Genomic DNA, 18814 nt, shown 5'->3' with positions numbered 1-18814 from the left:
TCTTTGTATTATTATAGAATTGTATTGTATTTACTGAACAGGTACTTAAAATTAATTTTCACATTTCCAACTCATTTACCTTTTGTGCCTCACTGTTGCCGGTGACGCTGCACTCCTTCTTCTCCGTAAAGTGTACGTACAAACACTTCTTCAGCACGTTTCGTTCGGATATTGATGGCGAACTTTTGCTCACATACCGCACAATTAAAGAAGTCCGGGTCGCCTATCGCTTTTAAAGTGAAAAATTCATCTTTGATTTCGAGAAATCTTCTTTGAGCCATCTGTGTAAAATCACTTCCTGCTCAGAACCTTTCTCGGCTAAACGCTTAAGATAGCGAATGTTTTCCTTCGCCAACTGACCGAATGAATGGCCCGCCCAGTACATACTTGCGTCCGTATAGCCATTGTTTGTTATATCTGTAATTAGATAATCGGACGGATCGTGTGTGATTTTCTGCGACAGCATGCCGAGCATCGCCAGGGTAACCTGATCGGGTTCACCTAATTGCTGGTCAGAGACACGTGCAAACTGTCCGCGTATCCGCTCTGCCGGATCAAAAGGGTCATTCATATGTATCAACCGATGAAGAAATACGGAGTAATGCACTCGTGTAACAGACTTATCGGGATTATAGAATCCGAAATCCCCTGTAGTGATTCCGTTTGAATAAAGTGCACGTATGTAGTTGCTTGCCGGATGGTCTTTCGGCACGTCCATGAAATCGAGTTCGACTTTCACTTTCAGATCAAATGCGATGGTCAGTACCTTCGCCATCTCTGCACGGGTAATCGGTTGATTCGGATAGAGGTTACCTTTTACATCCGGTTCAAAAATACCTGCTTGCTGCAGTTTCTTCACGTCATTGAAGAATGCATTTTCCGCCGATATATCCTTGAACGAGACGAACGGCTTTGTTACCGGCAATTTTACCGCACGGTTAACGAGCGCTGCCGCAAGTTTTCGTGAGATGACTTCGGCCGGTCTGAATTCCCCGTTTTCATAACCGCTTATAATTTGCTGGCCCCTCATTTCATGTACAATTTCAACATACGGACTGTTCTTTGATACACCTGTAAACGGCCTCTTCACTATCACTTCAGCATCTACAGGCATAACCATGGCAGGCATGGCGAGTGCCGCCGCGAGGGCGAGTTTCCATATCTTTTTCTTCATTGAATTTCCTCCGATCTGCGCTCTCACTGTCGTGAGCCAACTACAGACACGATTTCCCAAGAAAAGTTTCAAAGTTTTTTTATCAATAAAAGATGGATTTTCTTGCCCAATTGTTGTGTGGTGAGAGTTATTGTGTGGTGTACTGTGTATTACACAAGAGTGATGCAACATACTCCCCTTGCGAAACGTAATATAAAAAGAGGTACCTGTGTCAGACACAAAGGCGAACAATTCATATGGCTGAGTAATTATATAGGATATAAATAAAAACCGCATAGTTATTGCTTTAATCTGTATTATTATAGAATTGCATTGTTGTTACCGAATAGTACCGCGCATAGGGTACCAAAAATTAATTTAAGCAAATAAAAAAAGACCCTACTTGTAGGGTCTTTTTCTAGCTATTATTAAGCTTTTTGAACGTTTGTAGCTTGTAGGCCACGTTGTCCTTGTTCAATTTCAAACGTTACACTTTGACCTTCGTCTAAAGATTTGAAACCTTCGCTTTGGATTGCTGAGAAATGTACGAATACGTCCTCTCCTGCTTCACGCTCGATGAATCCAAAACCTTTTTCTGCATTAAACCACTTAACTGTACCTTGTTCCATAATTATTGCCTCCTAGTGCGGATATCCACACAATGTGTTACTACCCTTGCTCAAATACTTAGACGAAAAACAAAATCTTTTCTCAATCTGAAAACGAACAAAAATAACTCTTTCTTAGAATAACAGATATATGTTAAAACAGCAAATGGTCCTGCTCTAAAAAGGGGTATCAGACACAAAGACGAACTACTTACACTTTTGAATAATTATACAAAAAAATAAAGAACTACACACCATAACGGTATCGTCTATACTCTTCTTCTAAAGAAGACACTACGACCATTCCCTAGAAGATTTTGTATTAAAGATATCCAGACATTATGGTCAGGGTTTGGAGATTTAGATTTCCCCATTCTTGCTAACTGCTGTTCATACCAACCAATTTCTAACAAGGAAGCACTCTTGTCTATTCGTTTAATCCCCGTTCGGATTGGTTTTGCATGAACGGTTTCATAACTGCCATTAAAGATTCTATTTGCCAAGTCCGGCACTAAGGCAAAAGGTCTTGCAATTCCAACCATATCAATTTCTCCGTTCGCAATAGCTTCTTCCATACCTTTTTGAGTACGAAAGCCGCCTGTGACTACAATTGGAGTAGTGATTAATGCCTGAGCCTTTTTTGCATAGTCTATAAAATACGCTTCTCTTTTTTTTGTAGTTTCTTTTACATCTACACCCATCATTATCGGATTCTCGTAATTCCCCCCAGAAATTTCAATGAGATCAATCCCTAATTCGGACATTTTCTGAAGAACTTCCATGGAGTCGTCTTCAGTGAATCCACCCTTTTGAAAATCAGCTGAGTTAAGTTTAATACCGATTGGAAATGATCTCCCGACTTGTTTCCGGATTTCTTTATACGATTCTTCCAAAAACCTCATTCGATTTGCTAAGGTTCCTCCCCATTCATCTGTTCGTTGATTGTGGTAAGGGGATAAAAACTGGTTGAAAAGGTATCCGTGTGCTGCATGGATTTGAACACCTGTAAAGCCTGCTTTTTTCGCAATTCTTGCCGCTTCTCCAAATCGGTTAATCAAGTCTTCAATTTCAGACACCTGAAGAGCACGTGGTTGGTTAAAGAATCGTTTTAAACCTCCTGTAAGAGGAACTGCACTTGGTGCTACAGGTTCTTTTGAAATCATTTTTGGTGACTGCTTCCCTGGATGATTAAGCTGCATCCAAAGGTGAGTCCCATTTTCAGTTCCCGCTTTCGCCCACTTCATTAACATCTTTAAATCACGTTCATCTTCCAAAGCAACGTTATTCGGCTCTCCTAAAGCATTTCGATCTATCATCACGTTACCTGTCATGACAATACCCGCACCCCCCTCAGCCCAGGTTTTATATAAAGTAACCAATGATTCACTTGGATTTTGATAAACCGTTCCCAACGCTTCACTCATGGCAGATTTAAAAATTCTATTCTTAATGATTGTTCCATTTGGAAGTGGTAGAGAAATACCCAAAACGGACTTTGATTGATTCATTTTTAGCATGTCTCCTTACTATTTCAGATATGTAGAAAACGCAAAGGTATTGATTTATTTTGTATTATCCAATTGTATTGTATACGCTGAATAGTGTCACGCAGGTGCCTAAAATTTAATAAGAAGCAAGAACGAACAATAATAACCAGACCAATAGCATTTAAGCTAAGGTCTGGTTTTTTATTATATGGAAATATCTTGTTCAGCAGCCTGACTAATTCGCTGTTTCTTAGACTTTCTAAAATAAAGCAATTCATATATACAAGGGATAACAATCAGAGTTAGCAGGGTCGCCATGGCTAACCCACCGATAACAACAATCGCGAGACTTTGTGATACTAAACTTCCCGTTTCTGCTTGTTTCACTAAAAGTGGAAGCATCGCACAGATAGTTGCAATCGCGGTCATGAAAATCGGTCTCATCCTTGTTGCGGTTGCTTCAATAAGCGCATCACGAATAATCATTTTTTGTTCATTTTGTTTTACTCGGTCTAAAAGTACAATCGCATTTGTTACGACGATACCAATTAGCATTAATGCTCCTAGAAGTGCCGTGATATCAACTGGTATTCCACTGATAAGAATTCCTAAAATGGCTCCTATTGCAGCTAGTGGTAGAGAGCAAAGAATAGCGATTGGCGCTTTGATTGACTTAAATGTGATAACCATTATTAAAAATACAATCCCGATGGAAACAAGCATAATGAGAAATAAATCTGTAAAATCATCTGCTTGTTGACTACTTGATCCTCCAACTAGAACATCGACATTCTCCGGAAGATCTATGCCTTTCTTGTCATTGTTATCGCCGAAAATTTCTAGATTTACTGCGCTCGAAATTTCCGATAGCTTTGCTGGATCAACTGAAGCTGTTACTCGGAGGTAGGCATCCCCATCTTTATGGAACTGGTTAGTTGAACGCTCTTCACTTTGTAACTTAGCAATGGATGATACAGGGACAAGACCCATATCAGTCATGACTGGTATATTTTCTATGTCTTCAGGTGTTTTCGTATCTAAGAGAGGTTCTAGAAATACAGTTTTTTGTTTATCATCTAAACTAATCGTTCCTATTGGTGACTTATTTAACATCACTCCTAACTGTTGTGCAATTTGTTCGGTGTTTCCTTTTGTTGGGTCTACAACGAGGGAGTATACGGTTTTCTTTTCATCTTGATTGGTCGTAACTTCCTCTACGCCTTCAAGGATCTGTACTTTTTCTTTTATAGTAGTTGCCACATCTTCTAAATCTGCTAAATTATCACCTACTACATCAATGATAATATTCGTACTTGCTCCTCCCATCATAAAGGAAGAGGTAGTTACTTCTAAGAGGGCATCAGGATATTGATCTTTTTTCTTTTCCATTTCTTTTACGATGTGTTCTGTATCATTTTTATCTTCTAATAAAATACTGAAGGTTGCTTCAGTCTGTGATCCAACCCAGCCATATTGTGCCGCTTCAGCTGGAGAACCTACCTGTGAAAACACATGTTTTACTTCATCCATTTTTTGAATAGATGACTCCAGTTCCATTGTTTTTTCCTTTACTTTTTCAATTGGTGTATCATTCGGATAACTTAGCGTGGTCAAGACATAGTCTGCAGAGGAGCTATCAACTGCACCTTTTGGGATGACAAAGTAAGTAGCGATGGATCCGATGAAAAGGAAGATGGAAATCGAGAAGACAATCCATTTATGGTTTAAGGACCATGTAACCATTTTCGGAAAACGAACGGCAGGCTTATATTCAGGCAACTTTGTATTCTTCAATAATCCCGCACTCATTAACGGAACAACCGTCAAAGCGACGAGCAGAGATGCGAGCAAAGAATAGGTAACCGTTAAAGCGAATGGTAAAAGGAATTCTTGAAGGCCACCATTTAATAAGCTCATCGGTAAGAAAACGGCTACTGTTGTTAATGTAGAAGCAGTAATAGCGACTCCTACTTGTTCCGTTGCACCAATAATCATTTGGACAGAGAATTTCTCTGTTTGCATTTTGCGAAAAATATTTTCGATGACGACAATACTGTCGTCAACTAGACGCCCAACTGCAACAGCGACACCGCCAAGTGTTAAAATATTCAATGTCACCCCAGACCATGACAGTAGAAATAGTGTGAAGCAAAGGGATAAAGGAATCGATACAATGGTAATAAAGGTAGAACGGATATTTCGTAGGAAGAGCATAATGACAATCGCTGCAAATAGTGCGCCAAGGAGTACTTCTTTTATCATCGTGTGAACAGAGTTTTCTACTAAATCAGCAGAGGACATATAAATAACTGATTCTTGCTGATTATACTTTTCATTGATTTCCTTTGTTACTTTTTCAATTTCTTTGCTAATAGTCACTGCATTGGATTGACTATCCTTTGTGATGCTAATATCTAAGCTATCCTTACCGTTGAAACAGCTAATGAAATTCGCATCTTTTGTTTCTTCAACCGTTGCAATATCCGCAAGCGTTAAATCAGGTGTAATCGTTAAACCTTTCAATTTTTCAATGCTTGTTAAATCACCTATTACTTTAATATTACTTGTTTTTCCATCGATAATCTTTTCACCGACAGCTACAGCAGTATTTTGACCTTGAAGAATCCCCATAACCGCTTGAAGAGAAATCTGATTTTCAGCTAATTTTCCATCATCAATCTTGACTGAAATGATGGAATCTGTAATCCCATAGACATCTACTTTGGAAACCCCTTTAATTTCTTGATAGAGAGATGGAAGTTTTTCACGTGCAAAATCCAGATTTTCGGTAGTCAAACCTTCATTAAAGCTGACGGCAATGTTAGCAATTGGAATCATAGAAGTATTTAGCTGTGAGATTGTCGGCTTGGAGAGATAGAGAGGCAAGGCTACATTGCTTAACGCTTCTTGTACGTCCTGTTTGGCTTGTTTCATATCAGTTCCTGCCTCGAAGAACAGATCCACTTTTGAAAATCCATCTCCAGTTGTAGAATAGACGGAGGTTTTACCATTTAATCCGGTAATTGCTCTTTCAATCGGGATAGTTACTTCGGATTCCATTGTTTTGGAGTCAGTTCCCTGACCCATGGAAATAATAGTGACTTGCGGATTATCGGCAGATGGTAAAAACTCCATAGGTAGTCTAAAGTAACTGACAACGCCTATCACTACTATTAAAATGGTTAATGCAGCTACAGCGGCCCTGTTACCAAAAGCCCATTTGGTAAATGTCGACATAGAAAGTCTCCTCCTAAAAACTAAAGTAATTCAAAAAAATCAGACTTGAAAGTATATGCTCCCTTCCTTCGTTTTAGTTGCATCTATATTGTATAAAATAGGAATATATTCCACATTGAACCTTAGTATTATCCTTTTCTAAGACCTAAGGCTTAGCGTTAATGGGTAGCAGGTTCTCATTGAATTTCGAATAGTTTCAGAACCGGATACTTTAAATTAATGATGTATGGAATAAAGCTCTTTATTACGCAAAAAGCAGTATACCTCCCTATTCCAAAGGAAGTATACTGCTCTTGTACATATTGTTAAACCATATTGTAGGTCATGATAGATGACAGTCACACTTTCAATTTAGAAACGACTCCGAACATCGGTCGTAATTTCCAGTTAACTGTTAACCACCTAAAGCAACATTCGCAAAAATTGTTCGAAATTCACGCCTGCCTCGTTCGGAATTTGCTCTTTTGACGTAGCTTCAATCGCAGCGGCTAAAAACGCCTCCGCAATCTTCATGGACTCCACTATGTCCTGTCCACGCATCATTCCACCCATTATGACCGATGCAAACAAATCACCAGTTCCCGAATAACTCTCGCCATTATAGTCACGGATACTATAAAATGAGCGATTTGCATCGACATACATATTGCCTACATAGCGTTTGTTCGCATCTGCTGACGGCGGATTCAAACCAGTAATTATGACGTTCGCCCCTGTTTCATGCTGTAGCTGATGGCCCGCCTCCTCTAGCACCTGAATATAATCTGACTCATTTTGATAGCTCTGTAGCTTCTCATACGACAACCCTGTAAGCAAGCAACACTCTGTACTATTTGGCGTAATAATGTCAGCGGACTTCACTAAATCCTTCATACGATCAAGTAACTCGCCTGTAAACATTTTATATACCTCGCCCGTATCGCCCATTACCGGATCGACAAGCAGCTTCGTTTCACTCGAATGAAACACGTGTAAAAACTGAAATATGTTATCAATTTGCTCTTTTCCTGTCACAAAGCCTGTATGTATGCCATCAAAGGTTGCACCAAGCTTTCTCCATTCCTCCACAAAACAGTCCATTTTTGACGTTAAATCCTCACAATAAAAGCTTGGATACCCAGTCTGCGCCGTTAAAATCGCAGTTGGCAATGGAACTGCCTGTACACCCATCACTGATAGCACAGGAATTGCAGCCGTTAACGAGCATTTCCCAAAAGATGACATATCCTGAATTACAGCAACTTTTTTAATCATATTCGCCACCTAACTAATCCTACTTGTACTCTCTTCATCGTATCATAATAAAGCAGAGGCGAAAATGCACCAATTAATATGGATTGAAATGAAATATTATATTACAGACAATACAATCTGACCCTTTACATTTTAATGAAATTGACACTTTAACAATAGTCAGCTCTTTGCTAAAGTTAAAGCAGTCAAAACATTCATTAAAGTGAGGAAGATGCAGATGCAAAATATACAAAATCAAGTCTATACAAAACAACGAACGAAAACATTTGATTTAGTGATTACAGCAATTTTAGCAGCACTTATTTTCACCGCAACATTGATTAATATTAAGTTACCATTCGGGCAAGGTGGACTGATTCACTTAGGGACATCTATGCTTTTCATGGCAGCGATTTTATTCGGTCCTAAAAAAGGGGCACTTGCTGGAGCAATCGGAATGGGCTTATTCGATATCTTAGGTGGCTGGGCAATTTGGGCACCAACGACAATTATCTCCCGCGCATTACAAGGCTTAATTGTCGGGAAAATCGCTTGGTCTAGTGGCCATAGAGGCGACAATATGGGGTTAAACATTTTGGGAGCAGTTGTTTCAATGCCCGTGATGATTGCAGTGTACTATATCGGGCAAGCGATTATGTTCAAAAGCTGGATTGCTCCTATGGCATCAATTCCTGGAGACATCATCCAAAACGTTGTAGGTTTACTTATCGCGATTCCAGTATGTATCGCACTGAAAAAAACACCGTACTTCAAAAAGAAATTTTAATACGTACAACTGAAACACGTCATCTTGCTGTTTTGCTTACAGCATAGATGGCGTGTTTCTATTTTTCTAAAATACAATTCAAAACAGGCACCTAAAATTCACTTTAACTTGTCTTTTTCGGCGTGAACCATGTGATAATGAACACTATTATAGAGATAACAAACATATAGAAGTACGTGTTACTTGCCGCACTACTATAACCTGTCGTAGATTCTAAAGAAACATTCAATAATTGAATAGAATAAATCGTCATGATAACTGCTGTACCAATTGCTCCAGCTAGTTGGCGAATTGTGTTATTAATCGCCGATCCATGAGTGGCTAATTCTCTTGGTAATACATTTAAAGCAGCTGTGTTTAACGGCATCGTAATAAACGCCAAACCAATACGTAATAAAATTGTACGAACTAAAATATATGCTGTTGTTGTTTCTGGTGATAAATCAATAACTGCATACATCGATATCGCAATTAAACCCGTTCCTAAAATGAATAAAGGTTTTGCCCCATATTTATCGAATAACTTACCTGTTACTGGGGAAAGCGTTGCATTGATAATAGCTCCCGGTAATAATAACAATCCTGCTTCAAGTGCTGTAAACCCTCGTCCATCCTGCAAATAAATCGGCATACATTAAAATTGTAATCGCAATATTAACTACTGTCGTCATCGTAAATATTTTAAATTTGAAGACATTTAAATTCAATAAAGGTTCAGTAGCCTTTATTTGTCGATGACAGAACAATATCGTTACAAGCAAACCTCCGACAATTGATGTAAGAACGATTAAATCATCCCCCCCTCGGCTGCCTGCACTGCTAAAGCCAAATAGAACGAATCCAAAGCCAACAGTTGAGTAAATCACACTGACTATGTCGAGCCTTTCTTTTGACGACGTTTCAGCAACATTAACTAAATACTTACTTGCTATAATAATAATCAATGTTACGAAAGGAATCATGATGATAAATAACCATCGCCAAGATAAATACTCTAAAATAAATCCTGCTAATGTTGGTGCAATTGCTGGCGCAAAAATAATTGCGAAGCCAACATTCCCCATAATTGTGCCACGTTTTTCCGGAGGGTATAAATATACAATGACAGTCATCATTAATGGAATGATAATACCAGCACCCACAGCTTGAACCATTCTACCTGTTAATAGTACACCAAAATTATTCGCACATGCTGCGACAATAGAGCCGATTAGTAAAATAACAATGAGCTGATAAATAACTGACGTGTTGAAAAACGTTTCATTAAGTAAGCTGTAATGGGTACTAACACACCGTTTACAAGCATAAAGCCTGTGGCTAACCATTGAATCGTTGCAGCATTCACATCAAAAACAACCATTAAATCACTAAATGCAACGTTTAACAATGTTTGATTTAATGTAGAAAAAAAGGTTCCTGTTATCATGATGATAAGTAGCAATTTTTTAGCACTACTCGATACTTCATTTTGCATATAAAATCCCTCCCCATATAGTACCTGTTATCGACAAATTGTCTAAAAAACAGCATAGCAGAAGAAGAAAAAAACCCATATACAATCAGGTCATTTCTGTCGATTAACAGAAAATTAAATATAAAAAAGGAACGATTTAAATGACTTTTAAAGAAGATTCTCGTCCCATACGTACATAGGAAATGCTTAAGGAAGCCCTACTAACACTTTTACAAGAAGGTCACTTACTACACCAAATTTCTATCCAAAAATTAACAAAGAGAGCGAATTTGAACCGGACCACTTTTTATTTACACTATCAAAATATCAATGAGTTGAAGGAACATTTAGTAAGTGATATTTTACACGTGCTAACTGACAAAATAGAAAACTTAACTTCCATTTTTGATAGGAATCGAAAAGAGCACTTGATACAGCTATTGGATTATCTTCTTAATCAAAGAAGTTACATACTTGCTTTAGTACAGTTTGAACAAGTTGAAAAACATTTACTTTTGTTGATGAAAGATTTAATAGTAACCCGCAGAAATCAATCTAAAATTAGTGGAAGAAAAATCATTGTAGATACAGATATTAAAGCTGCCTCTATTATTGGTGTCATTATATGGTGGTTAAAAGATGGCCTATACCTGGATTCAGCGTATATCGCAGAGCAAATTAATCTCATGAATCAATCTTAATTTTATTATCTATTAAAAATATGAAATGCCAAAACATTGATTGCACAACGTTTTGGCATTGATTTAGATTCTTGATAGCAACGTTCCTCTGTCAGGGTTGCCATGGTACCTGTGTCAGTTACAAAGACCAACAATTAACACACCCGAATAAACAAACAAATGCATTTTATGGTAAAATTACTATAAATATAAATACTCTATAATCACTTCTTACACAATAGATCAGCATTACGTAAGGGGGAAAAGTAAATGGAACCATACTTGATATTTGTAGGAGTTTTTCTTGTATTTGTATGTCCAAACCTTTTTTTGATAATGAAGGGTCAACCATATTCCTATTCAAAGAAATTGACTGCTCCGCCATGGGCAGACAAAGAGACCAAACAACTTTTCAGACAATTCAATCACGCCTGGTCAAGGAAGATTGAGAAAACTGTAAATGTGCGTGTAAAGAATAGAAATCGTACGCTAACAGATGCCGAACTGCGAGAACAGTGGTATGAACTAAAGAAATTTCTTTTGTTAGCAGGTATCTCAAAAAGACTTCCGATGTTTTCCAAAAAGGTAGACGATATTTGGCACTTCTTTTTAGAAGAAGAGCAGCTGTATAATCAATTCTGTTTAGATTTCATTGGTGAACAGATTGAACATCACCCTCATGAAACACCAACACTTCTTCCAAATGAACGCGCTTGGTTCGACGTGTTATATCTTTCTTTTTTCAACGTTACTTCCCGCTCGCATCTATGGGGGAAATTCGCGCAAAAAAAGAAAGAACATGCAAAATGGATAGAGCGTATAGTGAATGATCCAAAAGGAATCATTGAGTCGTTTGGGCGTCACTCATCCGATGCCGCCTCGACAGATACATTGGCTACCTTTCTCAAATTCGCACGACAACAAGTGATGAAGTCAAATGGAAAGCGTGTTAAACGAAAAGACGGCTATTGGTATGGTGCCTCACTATTCGCCTTATATGAGTATGAAACAGTTCAAGTGAAGAAGAAAAAAGTGACCGGTGCTTTCGCAGACGGATCACCAGGCTTTGCAACCGACTTCGATTATAAAGAAGAATGGAACGAGATTGTCACCAATGTGAATTCGTTTGAAGTGGGAACAGACGCCGGAGCTATGCCAAGTGCACCTTCGGATGGAGGGAGCTCTGACTCCGGGAGTAGTTGTAGCTCGTGTAGTGGGTGTTCTTCATAAGAATAAGTAAGTGGAGGGCATCTGTGCTTGACAAAAAGACAAATAATTAACACACGTGAATGACCATACAATAAAACCAGACATTCGCCAATTTGTCCGATCTTCATTCTATTATTATGTAATTATAGCGAATGATCTGAGTAGCTCCACGTGCAGGTAATTGAAATTAAAAAAGGAGCACTTTATGAAGAAGTGGTTGATTATGCTGGCTGGAAGTATTCTTATTTTACAAGGTTGCATTACAGGTGGGAAAGGTATACCTACCGAACAGAAAAGGGAGGAAAATACATTGAACCTAGAATTACTTAATGCGGTTGAACTTAAAGATACAAATAGCGTAAGTAGACTGATTACTAAAGGGGCAAATATAAACGTACAGGATGAAAACGGTCGTACTGCTACTATGTTAGCTACATATAATAATGACGTCGTCACGGTAAAAGCCTTAATTAAAGCCGGTGCTGACGTCAATATCCAAGACGACATGAAAAACAATCCTTTCTTGTATGCTGGCGCAGAGGGGTACTTGGACATTCTAAAGTTAACAATCGAGGCCGGTGCTGACCCCACTATTACCAACCGATATGGAGGAACTGCTCTCATCCCTGCCTCTGAAACTGGATATCTCGATGTTATCAAGGAACTTCTTACTTCGACTGATATTGATGTTAATCATGTAAATAATCTCGGTTGGACAGCCTTAATGGAAGCAATCATTTTAAATAATGGAAACCAAGTACAACAGGAAACTGTACAATTACTTATAGATTATGGAGCAGATGTAACTATTCCTGATAAAAATAATGTCACTCCTCTACAACATGCACGAAAAAAAGGGTTTAAAGAGATTGAGCAAATATTAGTAGATAGTGGTGCTATGTAACAGTATTTTTTTATTTACTCATTAATGTTTATCGCAAAAATATTATTATCGATATAATTTCATCACCACAATTTACTTAATACAACAAACACCGCTAGGATAATTCTAACGGTGTTTGTTGTTTTCAGCTCAATATACAGGTACCACCACTGGGCTAAAATTCATTTTATAACAGGGTCCATCGGTTCCTTCCCCGTTAAAACAGAAATGTAGATTAGGTAGTCGATTACGTAGGCCTCGCCAGATTCTCCAATCTTCCATACTAACAGATACTGGCTTCCCTTCGCTAAACCTATTATCTGGATGTAGATGATCTTGTTCATATTTAAAGTTTTTATTTGTCCAGTCAAGATTCAAGTAGTAAAGAACCTCTCCAACAACCCTACAACCTTTTTCCATGTTGAGTACATCTTCAATTTCACCATCTGTGACTCTCAAATTATTTATCTGGTCGAGCATTACAATAGTAATTTCATAAACAAAGTTATTGATGTTACTCTTTATCTGTTGCAGCTTATTTGTAGTGCCAGAACATTATCAATTGCTTTTTCTCTTGTAGTTTCATCTTAGAATCTTTCATTCAAGGATGTTTTTCATCTCAAATTGGGTTGGACTCAATCTTCCAATCTTTTCACTAAACCTACAAACTTCATCTGTAAGTAATTACTCTAAAAAGTGGGTATGTACAGTTCTGGGTTGTTTCTTTCAACTGTAAGGGTCATAATCTTATACACCATTTACCCCTCCGACATTATTTTCACACTACAAAGGATATAATCACACTATTCCAATAATTATAGATACTCATAAACTAATTTGTATTAACTCACAGCAATAACATGAGAAAAACACCCTGCATTTCTGTAAGACGTCATATCTCAGTAGTCCGCCTATACTTTCATTTCCCCTTCAGCATCCTTGCCAAGTACGCGTCAGATTCGCCCTTCGGAATGCTTAGACTCTTCCACTGCTCTCCTTTAATCTGTTTTCCAATGAACATGACTTGTCCAATATGGATAGCATAATGCGCCATTTGCCGCTCAATCGCATCTATGACGGAATGTGCCTGCCCGCGAATATGAATATTCTTTTCCAAGTCTTGCTCATGCAAGCTTTCCAGCGCATCAAAAAAAACGCGCCAGCCATGTTCCCAATGATCCATCAGCTGCGCCTTTAACAATCTTTTCGTTTCGAATTCCCCATCACGATTACGGTCCGGCTTTTCACCGTCCGTCGTCAGAAAATCCGTCCACCTCGAAACCATATTTCCACTTAAATGCAGAATAAGAATCGCGATGCTGTTTGAATCGTCGTTTGACGTCCAATGAAAATCATCCTCATTCAACTGGTCGAATGTTTTTTCACCTTGCCCTTTTAACCCGATGAACCGCTCTCGAACAACTCGTAAATATTCTGTTCCAATCGACATATGGTGTTCCCCCTCTAGTTTCAAAAATCAGTTCGCTGATGTATTCGATGATAACGTGTGAGAATATTTTCACCATTGCTTAAGGCTGAATAGCCAGAAATGCATAAATTCAAAAAGCACCTACGCCATCAAGTACAGGTTCAATATCGAGAGGCGGTTTCCGGCTGGATGTTAAATAACGAGGCCATCAAAACATCCCATTTTCGTTTGGTGAATCTTTCGGCACCGGTTGGCCAACATCCCACATTTCAACAATCTTGCCTTCATGAAAACTGAAAATATGGACAACCGCTGCCCCTAGGTCCTCCCCCTTCTGTTTGATGTGGGAATAAACCATCACGTTTTCTCCCTCTTCAATCGTCTGCTTCACTTCGAGCGTTTTGTTTGGGCTGATACCGTCATTCTCTTCCATCGCTTGCTTAAGCGAATCCGCATCCCCCGGGAAATATGGATTATGATGGCGAAAATCTGGGCTTACGTATTTTTTATAGGCTTCGTCAATCTTTCCAGAGACGATAAGATGTAGAAAGTCCACTGCTTGGTCTTTATGTGGTTTCATGATTTTAACATCCTTTCCTGATATCACTTCTTGATCAGCATATTATTGGTATTCTATAAAATAGCCAAATATCCTTTTCCAATTGTTTTGAAGTATGCATGCAATCCACTTAATATGCGGTCAGTCGCTTTAAAAACATCATAAAAGTTTAAACATTCACGATAGCTTCTTGCACAACGTTCCTAAAATCATGTAAATGATGGGTGCGTTTCTTCCCATTTTCCTAGTTTAATTCCAGAACCATAAAGTTGCCCATAATCCATCGAAATGTACATATTTCACCTCGATCTATGTATTTATAGGTACCATCCGCTTACCGTTGTTTACATATACTCATTATCGGTAATGATTAATGTGCAATGTTAGTTACTATTAAACGAAGGAGCATGGACAATGCCCAATCAAAACCAAGACATAATTACCTATTTTCAAAAACTGGACCGTAGCTTTTTCATGGATGCGCACAAGGAATTCGCCTATATGGACGAAGCAATTCCGATTGGGCATGAACAAACCATTTCCCAGCCTTCCCTCGTACTCGAAATGACATTGGCCCTCGATTTGCAGCCTTATTCAAAAGTGCTGGAAATCGGAACGGGTTCCGGCTTCCAAACCGCCCTACTCGCCGCCTTCTCGAACCCCGTTTATTCAATTGAACGAATTGCTGCCTTGCATGAACGGGCAAAAGAAAGATTAGAAAAGGCCGGTTTCTCCAACATCCATTTCAAGCTAGATGACGGTAGCACCGGTTGGGAAGAACACGCTCCTTACAACCGGATTATGGTGACCGCCGCTGCTACCCAGGTGCCACGCGAACTCATAGACCAGCTAGCTATCGGAGGGAAAATGATCATCCCAGTAGGAACACCCCTCCTACAGGAACTCTTGCTCTTGGAAAAAGATGAAGATGGAGAAATCCATACCGCAGTGTTGGAAGAAGTGAGGTTTGTCCCATTGAAAGGAAAGTATGAATAGGTGACAGCACTTATTCCGTATCGGTTAAAAAATAAAACGCAAAAGAAGTACCTATGCCAGACAAAAAGACAAACAATTCAAATGTTAAAGTAATATTAAAAAAGTAAAAAAATTGCATAGGTATTGAATTGAGTTGTATTTACTGAATCGATACCTAAAATTAAGATCTATTTGTATTTCGTCGCTTCAGCAATCCTTTTTACCTTTTGGGCATGGCGGGCAATAAAATGGCTCATATACTTTTCCAAAAACAAATGATTTGCTACTTTTCCTAAAATGCCAAAAGGGGATTTATATGAGAAAGTATCTATCATGCTCGTTTCTGTGCCCCTTTCAATGAATTCTTGTGTATGTGTAAAAGAATGAAAGGCTCCACGAACCATGGCATCGGTGAATCTGTTTGGCTTCACCATTTCAATGACTTGAGACGTTAATTTCTGTTTCATCCCTAAATGGGTCGTCTCCCAAGTAACGAAATCGATTCAATAGGAAGCCCGTCAATGATAGCTAGTATCGGATTTCAGGTTACATTTCATGCAATTAACCAGGTGTGCCAGCGTCTATTACAAATTTTCAAAAACCCCAGCATCCATTTCTGAATACCAGGGCCTAAATCATTCATATGTAGTTCTAAACATCCATCCCCCCAGCCATTAAAAGAGGTACACTGTGTCAAAAACAAAGACGAACAATTCACACATTCGATTAATTATACTAAAATCAAACACTCCGCCGATGCTAATCCAGATTCACACTCTCCGTATTACGGCAATCAGGATAATTACTGCAACCGTAAAATTTTCCGAATCTACCTGTCTTTAAGGTCAACTGCCCATTACACTTCGGACAAGCAGTATATAATAGTGAGGCATCAGTCTTGGATATCTTTTTCGCACGGCTCGTATGTGAACGCGCCGTCTGCTTGGCATCTTTCGCTTTTCGAATCGATTGCATGTGCTCAGCCTTGAATAGTTTCCTGTCTTTTTTATATAGAGCCAAAAGTTCCGCGAGCTTTTCATTGATCCCCTTCACCGTGGCCTCACTAATATGCTGCTCCTTGTACTGACTGATTGTCGTTAGAAGATCAGCGAACTGTATGACATGCGCTGAGGTGAAACCCTTATTGAATTTAAAAGTAGTGTTAGATGAAAATGCGATGATGGAACAGACATCCTGCATTCCTTCTTGTCCTATGTAGGTAAGTAAAGCTTGAACATGGCCGTAATTTTGCCGGATTGGATTGTACATTTTTGTTTTCCTTTTATATATAACTTGTGTCCAATATGGTTTAAATTCATCACCAAAAATCCAACCGCTGTAATGTTTCGTTTCGATAACAAACACGCCATACACGGAGGTCACAATATGATCTACTTGCGTCAGTCCCCGCTCACCATTCGGAATATAAACATCATGGAAGACAGTATATGCATCCCCTAATTTCCGAAGCTTAGTCTTTACAACCCACTCCCCATACTTCCCTTTAATAACCGGCATTTTCCGCTGCAGTATAATCCACAAGATCATGAATATGACGACAACTGGAAACGCACTAGAGGTCATAAACATCTTGATTGTAATCAATATCCCTTCATAAAATCCCGATATCATACTATTTTCTGCATTCATAATATCCCCCCAAGTTAATCACTCAGTTGTCGGTAACCAGTCAATGTATCTACTTTTCCAACTATTACAATAATATCATATAATACGAAAAAAGTTCCATAAAAATAGGTACCTATGTCAACCATAGGTATACCCAAGTCGAATCGCTTCGTCCAGTTTCCGGGTACGTTCTTCAAAAGTAATTTCAGCGTCAATGCCCTTTGGAATATGGGACGATACAGTCTTTAATTTGTCCATCACCCAGACGTCCCCCCCTACTTTATTGTTAGGTGCACGAAACTTTCATGTTTATTACAACAATCCGATTTGTTTTATGGTGAAAAGATCTGAATTGCGTTTGAATTGCGTGGTTTCCAGACAGCCATCATTAAAGCAATAGGCGTTTTCCCCAATTGCCGAATTAAAAACTTTTTTCACAAAAATGTCCCCTTTCCCCTACTTTTCTTCTATATAAAGAATAAAGGGGATATTCTTTATGACAACTTACCTATCTGAATACGCTCACTTCACAAACAAACACGATTTAGACGCAGCAACAAGACAACATGTACTTACGCACTGGAACGATATGAACCAAACCGAGCGGGCTGTTCTTGATATGATCCGTCGCTACTCCGTTAAATACGGCGCCGCCCACTTGAAGCACGAAACAATCGAAAAGGCCATTAAGAAATCCAATGCAACTGTTCGACGCGCCATTCGCAAATTAGAAAAGCTTGAAATTATCGAACGTATTCACTATATCCGCCCAGTCATGAGCGGTCTAGGCGCTAATATTTACGTCATTAAACCTACTAATGACCAGTCGAAATTGAACACCCCAGAGAATGACGAAAAGCCTTCTAGCAGTAAGTTTGAACCCGCTAATCTACAAACCGAAGCTTTTCTTTCTAAAGCGATAAAACCTAAAGACCTTAAAAGAACGTCTCCTACGGAAATTGTGCCTACTACACTTTTCGGTAAAATGAAATCTCTTCTTTCTTCAACGATCGGAGAAAGTAAATTAGCACGTAATTTTTACGGCGTCTACCGGAAACAGTCTCTGCAAATGCTGAAATTCAGTATTCACGAAGACAAAGGAGAACTGTTCGAGCAATTAGCCATGCATGCCCTTCGTATTGCGGTTCAAACAACCAAACAGAAAAAAGTCCGGAATCTGCCCGGTTATTATTCAGGTGTTTTGCGCGAACTCATCGGCAAGGCTTTATTCAGCGAGGCTTTCATGGATTATGATGTAGCCGTTGAAGGGTTTTTCTATCGATGAAATGATTGTGCGGGTTATTGTATGGTGCCGAAACTTTAGTGTTTATTTCGCAAACATGAAGGTTTCATGGATGGAACAACTCAGAATCGTGTTTAAATTGTGTGGTGCATATGCAGCCATCACTAAGTACAAGAAGCGATTGCTATTAATAGACTTTGTGATTATATTACAGTATGTTATACATGCAATGTCTTCAAGTATTTATGA

General features: G+C 38.8%; 17 protein-coding genes and 1 pseudogene. 6 read left to right on the top strand and 12 right to left on the bottom strand.

The features are described from left to right. Positions 1-232 precede the first annotated feature (232 nt). From MKZ26_RS21900 to MKZ26_RS21880, 5 genes are all read right to left on the bottom strand, one after another. Complete coding sequence (locus MKZ26_RS21900) at positions 233-1174, bottom strand: S-layer homology domain-containing protein (protein WP_340767535.1); 942 nt, start codon at positions 1172-1174, stop codon at positions 233-235. A 407-nt stretch (positions 1175-1581) separates the two neighbouring features. Further along, positions 1582-1782, bottom strand: coding sequence for a cold-shock protein (locus MKZ26_RS21895; protein ID WP_025783429.1), 201 nt, complete (start codon positions 1780-1782; stop codon positions 1582-1584). A 248-nt stretch (positions 1783-2030) separates the two neighbouring features. Continuing rightward, positions 2031-3269, bottom strand: coding sequence for an NADH:flavin oxidoreductase/NADH oxidase family protein (locus MKZ26_RS21890; RefSeq protein ID WP_340767534.1), 1239 nt, complete (start codon positions 3267-3269; stop codon positions 2031-2033). Positions 3270-3452: 183 nt separating this feature from the next. After that, positions 3453-6485 carry an efflux RND transporter permease subunit gene (locus MKZ26_RS21885; protein ID WP_340767533.1) on the bottom strand — a complete coding sequence of 1011 codons (3033 nt, stop codon included), beginning with the start codon at positions 6483-6485 and terminating at the stop codon, positions 3453-3455. A gap of 402 nt (positions 6486-6887) precedes the next feature. Further along, a complete protein-coding gene (locus MKZ26_RS21880; RefSeq protein ID WP_340767532.1) occupies positions 6888-7739 on the bottom strand; it encodes a pyridoxamine kinase in 852 nt (283 codons plus the stop codon). Positions 7740-7956: 217 nt separating this feature from the next. Here MKZ26_RS21880 and MKZ26_RS21875 point away from each other — a divergent pair, with 217 nt between their 5' ends. Continuing rightward, positions 7957-8505: an ECF transporter S component gene (locus MKZ26_RS21875; RefSeq protein WP_340767530.1), complete on the top strand. Its 549-nt coding sequence runs from the start codon at positions 7957-7959 to the stop codon at positions 8503-8505. 103 nt (positions 8506-8608) lie between these two features. Here the strand turns inward: MKZ26_RS21875 and MKZ26_RS21870 are convergent. Continuing rightward, positions 8609-9979: pseudogene (locus MKZ26_RS21870) on the bottom strand (DHA2 family efflux MFS transporter permease subunit). Positions 9980-10161: 182 nt separating this feature from the next. Between MKZ26_RS21870 and MKZ26_RS21865 the strand changes: the two are divergent. The 3 genes from MKZ26_RS21865 (at position 10162) to MKZ26_RS21855 (ending at position 12751) form a co-directional block, all read left to right on the top strand. Then, positions 10162-10659, top strand: a complete 498-nt coding sequence (locus MKZ26_RS21865) for a TetR/AcrR family transcriptional regulator (RefSeq protein ID WP_340767529.1) — start codon at positions 10162-10164, stop codon at positions 10657-10659. 249 nt (positions 10660-10908) lie between these two features. Next, positions 10909-11868, top strand: coding sequence for a hypothetical protein (locus MKZ26_RS21860; RefSeq protein WP_340767528.1), 960 nt, complete (start codon positions 10909-10911; stop codon positions 11866-11868). 184 nt (positions 11869-12052) lie between these two features. Further along, on the top strand, positions 12053-12751 hold the full coding sequence (locus MKZ26_RS21855) for an ankyrin repeat domain-containing protein (protein WP_340767527.1): 699 nt from the start codon (positions 12053-12055) through the stop codon (positions 12749-12751). Positions 12752-13649: 898 nt separating this feature from the next. Here MKZ26_RS21855 and MKZ26_RS21850 read toward each other — a convergent pair. Then, positions 13650-14180, bottom strand: coding sequence for a DUF1572 family protein (locus MKZ26_RS21850; protein WP_340767526.1), 531 nt, complete (start codon positions 14178-14180; stop codon positions 13650-13652). A gap of 187 nt (positions 14181-14367) precedes the next feature. Then, complete coding sequence (locus MKZ26_RS21845) at positions 14368-14739, bottom strand: nuclear transport factor 2 family protein (protein ID WP_340767525.1); 372 nt, start codon at positions 14737-14739, stop codon at positions 14368-14370. Positions 14740-15132: 393 nt separating this feature from the next. Between MKZ26_RS21845 and MKZ26_RS21840 the strand changes: the two genes are divergently transcribed. Continuing rightward, the gene (locus MKZ26_RS21840; protein WP_340767524.1) at positions 15133-15714 is read left to right on the top strand and encodes a protein-L-isoaspartate(D-aspartate) O-methyltransferase; all 582 of its coding nucleotides are present in this window, start codon (positions 15133-15135) and stop codon (positions 15712-15714) included. Between the two features lie 167 nt (positions 15715-15881). Here MKZ26_RS21840 and MKZ26_RS21835 read toward each other — a convergent pair whose 3' ends face one another. From MKZ26_RS21835 to MKZ26_RS21820, 4 genes are all read right to left on the bottom strand, one after another. Beyond that, a complete protein-coding gene (locus tag MKZ26_RS21835; protein ID WP_340767523.1) occupies positions 15882-16160 on the bottom strand; it encodes an SRPBCC family protein in 279 nt (92 codons plus the stop codon). A gap of 292 nt (positions 16161-16452) precedes the next feature. Further along, entirely contained in the window at positions 16453-17343 is an 891-nt protein-coding gene (locus tag MKZ26_RS21830; protein ID WP_340767522.1) for an NERD domain-containing protein, read from the bottom strand. A 117-nt stretch (positions 17344-17460) separates the two neighbouring features. Then, positions 17461-17583 (bottom strand): hypothetical protein, encoded by a 123-nt coding sequence (locus tag MKZ26_RS21825; RefSeq protein ID WP_340767521.1) that lies wholly within the window; start codon positions 17581-17583, stop codon positions 17461-17463. Between the two features lie 51 nt (positions 17584-17634). Continuing rightward, positions 17635-17760 (bottom strand): hypothetical protein, encoded by a 126-nt coding sequence (locus tag MKZ26_RS21820; RefSeq protein WP_340767520.1) that lies wholly within the window; start codon positions 17758-17760, stop codon positions 17635-17637. 58 nt (positions 17761-17818) lie between these two features. On the opposite strand from MKZ26_RS21820, the gene MKZ26_RS21815 reads away from it, so the two are divergent. After that, positions 17819-18607 (top strand): helix-turn-helix domain-containing protein, encoded by a 789-nt coding sequence (locus tag MKZ26_RS21815; RefSeq protein ID WP_340767519.1) that lies wholly within the window; start codon positions 17819-17821, stop codon positions 18605-18607. Positions 18608-18814: the final 207 nt, after the last annotated feature.

The sequence above is a fragment of the Sporosarcina sp. FSL K6-6792 genome (genome assembly GCF_038004885.1).
GTDB classification, from domain to species: domain Bacteria; phylum Bacillota; class Bacilli; order Bacillales_A; family Planococcaceae; genus Sporosarcina; species Sporosarcina psychrophila.
Note: the sequence above shows the minus strand (reverse complement) of the source record. Positions and strands in the feature narration are given on the sequence as shown.